The organism is Trebonia sp. (genome assembly GCF_030042015.1).
GTDB lineage: Bacteria > Actinomycetota > Actinomycetes > Streptosporangiales > Streptosporangiaceae > Trebonia.
Window position 1 is genome coordinate 1 of the sequence record NZ_JASIAL010000150.1, and the last position, 4,570, is coordinate 4,570.

The following is a 4,570-nucleotide window of genomic DNA, read 5'->3' on the forward strand; positions in this document are numbered from 1 at the left end:
CAACGGGCGGGAACCCAGGTCTGCGAGCCCGTCCACCGGTTCCGTCTGGACACTCCCGCCGACACTCTCAGCACCGTGCTGCCTGCCCTGGCGAAACTGCGCGCCGTCCCCGGGATGACCTCGACCCAGGGTCCCTGGTGCACCGTCGAAGGGGACATCCCCGCGGCCCAGGTCCACGAGCTGCGCCAGCAGATCCCGTACCTCACCCGTGGCGAAGGCGTCCTGGAAACCACCTTCGACCACTACGAACCCGTCCATGGCCCGCCCCCTACCCGCCCCCGGACCGACGATAACCCGCTCAACCGGGAGGAATACCTGCAGCGCGTCACGCGCCGCATCTTCCTGGACAGAAACGACGCCCGGCAGACAGCCCAATGAGGAGGAAAGCACACCGCGTTCGAGTGGCCGCTCGCGCAGCAGCACATCCACTCCCGGACCGACGCCGCCGAACTCCCAGGAAATTCGAAAACGATCTTGTATCATTTATTGTTCTACATAGAACGGGTGTGCTATAATCGAGGTAAGCCTGAGAAGAAGACCCGGTTCGGGGGTGATCCAGCATGTGCACCGGAAGCGAAGGCGAGAACGGCGGCACGCCGCGCAGCGTTGCCGACGCGCTGCGGCTGCTGGGCGCGGGGCTGGACTTCCTGAACTCCCCGGCCGGTGATGAGCTTGCGACCGCCGCCCTCGGGGAGGTGCTGGTCTCGCTGGGCGGGCTGCGGGCGAAGTTCGCCGCGGCGCACGCGGCGTTCCTGCGCCGGTTCGACGCGGCCGGCGCCCACGACGCCGACGGGTACGGGACCCCGGCCTCCTGGCTGGCCGCCAGGACCCAGATGACCAGGAAGGACGCCAAGGCCGCGGCCCGGCAGATGCGCCGGCTCAGCGCCCACCCCGGCGTGGCCGGCGCGATGGCCGCCGGGCAGGTCTCCGAGTCGTGCGGACTGCAGATCACCGAGCTGGCCAGGAAGCTCCCCGAGGAGCTGCGCGCCCAGACCGGCACGATCCTGCTGCAGGCCGCGGCGGCCGGCGCGTCCGTGGATGACCTGACGCTGATCGCGGCGGCCGCCTGGGAGCAATGGCGCGCCCAGCACCCCGACCCCGACGACGATGATGACGGGTTCGACGACCGCTACCTGGCGGCCGGCACCACGTTCGGCGGCGCCGCCGTCCTCCGCGGCAGCCTCACCCCCGAATGCGGCGCCGCCGTCCAGGCGGTGCTGGAGGCCCTGGGCAAGAAGGCCGGCCCGGAAGATCACCGCACCGAAGGGCAGCGTTTCCACGACGCGCTGCGGGTAACCCGTGCGGGGCTGGACTTCCTGAACTCCCCGGCGGCCGCCGATCTCGACACCGCTGCCATCGGGGAGGTGCTGGTCTCGCTGGGCGGGCTGCGGGCCAGGTTCGCCGCGGCGCACGCCGCTTTCCTGCGCCGGTTCGACGCGGCCGGCGCCCACGACGCCGACGGGTACGGGACCCCGGCCTCGTGGCTGGCCGCCAGGACCCAGATGACCAGGAAGGACGCCAAGGCCGCGGTCCGGCAGATGCGCCGGCTCAGCGCGCACCCCGGCGTGGCCGGCGCGATGGCCGCCGGGCAGGTCTCGGAGTCCTGCGGGCTGCAGATCACCGAGCTGACCAGGAAGCTCCCCGAGGAGCTGCGCGCCCAGACCGGGACGATCCTGCTGCAGGCCGCGGCCGCGGGCGCCTTGCCGGAGGACCTGGCGCTGATCGCGGCGGCCGCCTGGGAGCAATGGCGCGCACAGCACCCCGACCCCGACGACGACGACGGCGGGTTCGACGACCGCTACCTGGCCGTCGGCACCACGTTCGGCGGCGCCGCCGTCCTCCGCGGCAACCTCACCCCCGAATGCGGCGCCGCCGTCCAGGCGGTCCTGGAGGCGCTCGGCAAGAAGGCCGGCCCCGAAGATCACCGCACCGAGGGGCAGCGTTTCCACGACGCGCGTGCGCCACGAGGCGCACTGCCGTATCGCCCGCGTAGCGGGCGCGGACTGGAGGAGGTGTCCGTGGGTCTGATGGCTTACCTGGATCCGTGAGGTGAAGGGGACAGCAGCATGCCAGTAAACCGGCAGTCGTGCCCAGGCGTACGGGGCGACGTGCCGGGAGGCCCGCGCGATATGGCGAAAGCCTGATTGCCTGAATCCCAGTTTCCAGAAGGCGCAAGTGGACGCCCGCCGGAAAGACGCCTGAAACCGGTGCCGGCCCCTGCCGCAGGATAAACGGCGTGCCTGCGGTAATCCTCCGGGGTGCTGGAGCGATGCCCAGTGAGGGCATTGAAGGAGACGGACGGGACGCCTAAGTCGCGCTAGATACGTACGGCAGTGTGAACGTGGGATCGACCCGGCGGGCGCGAGCCTGGCGGGCGACGGAGTGCCCGTAGTAGTCGCCGGGGTGACGTCCGGCCAATCTGGTGACCGGGAAAGCCGGTCCACAGGGCGAAGGGGCACAGGCGATTGAGGGCTCCAGACCATGAGGGATGCGTAATGCAGGAAGCCGCAGTGGTGCTGAGCGTTCTCCGCGACCGCGGCAGGAAGGGCCTGCCGCTGATGCAGTTGTACCGGCAGATGTTCAACAAGGATCTGTACCTGCTGGCCTACGGGAACATCTACTCCAACCAGGGAGCGATGACGCCGGGGGCCAGCGCGGAAACCGCCGATGGCATGTCCGAGGGCAAGATCGACCAGATCATCGAGCTGATGCGGCACGAGCGGTACCGGTTCTCCCCGGCCCGCCGCATCTATATCCCGAAAAAGAACGGGAAGCTCCGGCCTCTGGGCCTGCCGTCATGGTCTGACAAGCTGGTCGGCGAGGTGGTGCGCCTCCTGCTGGAGGCGATCTACGAGCCGCAGTTTTCCGGCCGGTCGCACGGATTCCGGAAGGGACGCGGGTGCCACACCGCTTTGCGGGAGGTCCGCGACACCTGGCCCGGAACCGTGTGGTTCATCGAGGGAGATATCTCCGACTGCTTCGGATCCCTGGATCATCAGATCCTGCTCAAGATCCTCGCGGAAAAGATCGGTGACCAGCGGTTTCTCCGGCTGATCCGTCACATGCTCCAAGCCGGGTACCTCGAAGACTGGGAATACCACGACACGCTCAGCGGCACGCCGCAAGGCGGCGTGGTATCCCCCATCCTGAGCAACATCTACCTGGACAAGCTCGACAGATTCGTCGAGCAGGAACTGATCCCGCAGTACACACGGGGAGCCAGCCGGGCACGCAATCCCGCCTACCGCAAGACGGCGAAACGGCTGGCAATGGCGCGGCGGCACGGGGACCGGGCAGCGGCCCGGGACCTGACACAGCAGCTGCGCGCGCTCCCCGTCGGCGACCCGGCAGACCCCGGCTTCCGGCGGCTGCGGTACCTCAGGTACGCAGACGACCACCTGCTGGGACTGGCCGGGCCGCGGGCCGAAGCCGAGCAGATCAAGGGCAGGCTGGCAGCGTTCCTCCGGGAGACCCTCGGACTGGAACTCAGCCAGCACAAGACCCTGATCACCCACGCCAGGACAACACCGGCGCGGTTCCTCGGCTACGACATCACCGTCCAGCACCGCAACACCAGGATCACCTATGGCCGCCGGTCGGCTAACGGGGCTATCGCGCTGCGGGTCCCGCCGGACGTGATCAAGGCCCAGTGCGCCCGCTACCGGTACCACGGCAAACCATGGCACCGGCCCCGGCTCCAGAACCTGCCCGACTACGACATCGTGCGGGTCTACGGAGCCGAATACCGGGGCGTCGTGAACTACTACCGGCTCGCCCAAGATGCCGGGCGGCTCCAGCGGCTGCGCTGGTACGCCGAGACATCAATGCTGAAAACGCTGGCCGCCAAGCACAAGTCCACCGTCACCAAGATGGCCGCCCGGTACAAGACCACGGTCATCACCAGCGACGGCCCCCGGACCTGCTTCGAGGCCAGGCTGACGCGGGAGGGCAGGAAAGACCTGGTAGCACGATTCGGCGGGATCATCTTGCGGCAAGACCGGCGCGCGGTCATCCGCGACCCTGCCCCGGTCCCGGTCATCACCCCGCGCAAGGAGCTTATCCACCGGCTCCGCGCGCACTGGTGCGAGCTGTGCGAACGCGGCGCCACGGTAGCCATCCACCAGGTCGCCGCGCTCAGCCACCTGGGCAAACCGGAACCAGGTCAGCCCGCGTGGGCGGCCCTCATGGCGAAAATGCGGCGCAAGACCCTCGTGGTCTGCGCCCCATGCCATGCCTACATCCACGCGAACCCCGTCGCGAACGCGGCATAAATCGCTGGAGAGCCCGGTGCGCTTAACGGCGCACGCCGGGTTCGGAGGGAGGCTGCCCGGAAAAGGCCCGCCAAGCGGGACCTCGCCGGGCAGCCCACCCTACTGCAGGAGGGCTGTGAGCTGCTGATCCGGGCCAAGATGGTGCCCGGCCGGGCCGGCGCTGACACCCACGTGCACGTGCACGTGCCGCTGTCGGCGCTGCGCGACCTGCCCGGCGCCTCCGAACTGGAGGCCGCCTGGCTGGCCGCCCAGCTCGGCGAGCCCGGCTACCTGACCGGCAAGGACGCCGAAGCCGCGGC

2 protein-coding genes and 1 pseudogene are annotated in these 4,570 nt (G+C 69.5%); all 3 read left to right on the plus strand.

Features of this window, described 5'->3' with window-relative positions; genetic code table 11:
- Positions 1 to 378, plus strand: a pseudogene (locus Q1N79_RS07645) (hypothetical protein); the annotation flags it as partial.
- 182 nt (positions 379 to 560) lie between these two features.
- The gene (locus tag Q1N79_RS07650; RefSeq protein WP_300605984.1) at positions 561 to 2,048 is read left to right on the plus strand and encodes a DUF222 domain-containing protein; all 1,488 of its coding nucleotides are present in this window, start codon (positions 561 to 563) and stop codon (positions 2,046 to 2,048) included.
- A gap of 447 nt (positions 2,049 to 2,495) precedes the next feature.
- Entirely contained in the window at positions 2,496 to 4,271 is a 1,776-nt protein-coding gene (locus Q1N79_RS07655; RefSeq protein WP_300605986.1) for a reverse transcriptase/maturase family protein, read from the plus strand.
- Positions 4,272 to 4,570 lie beyond the last annotated feature (299 nt).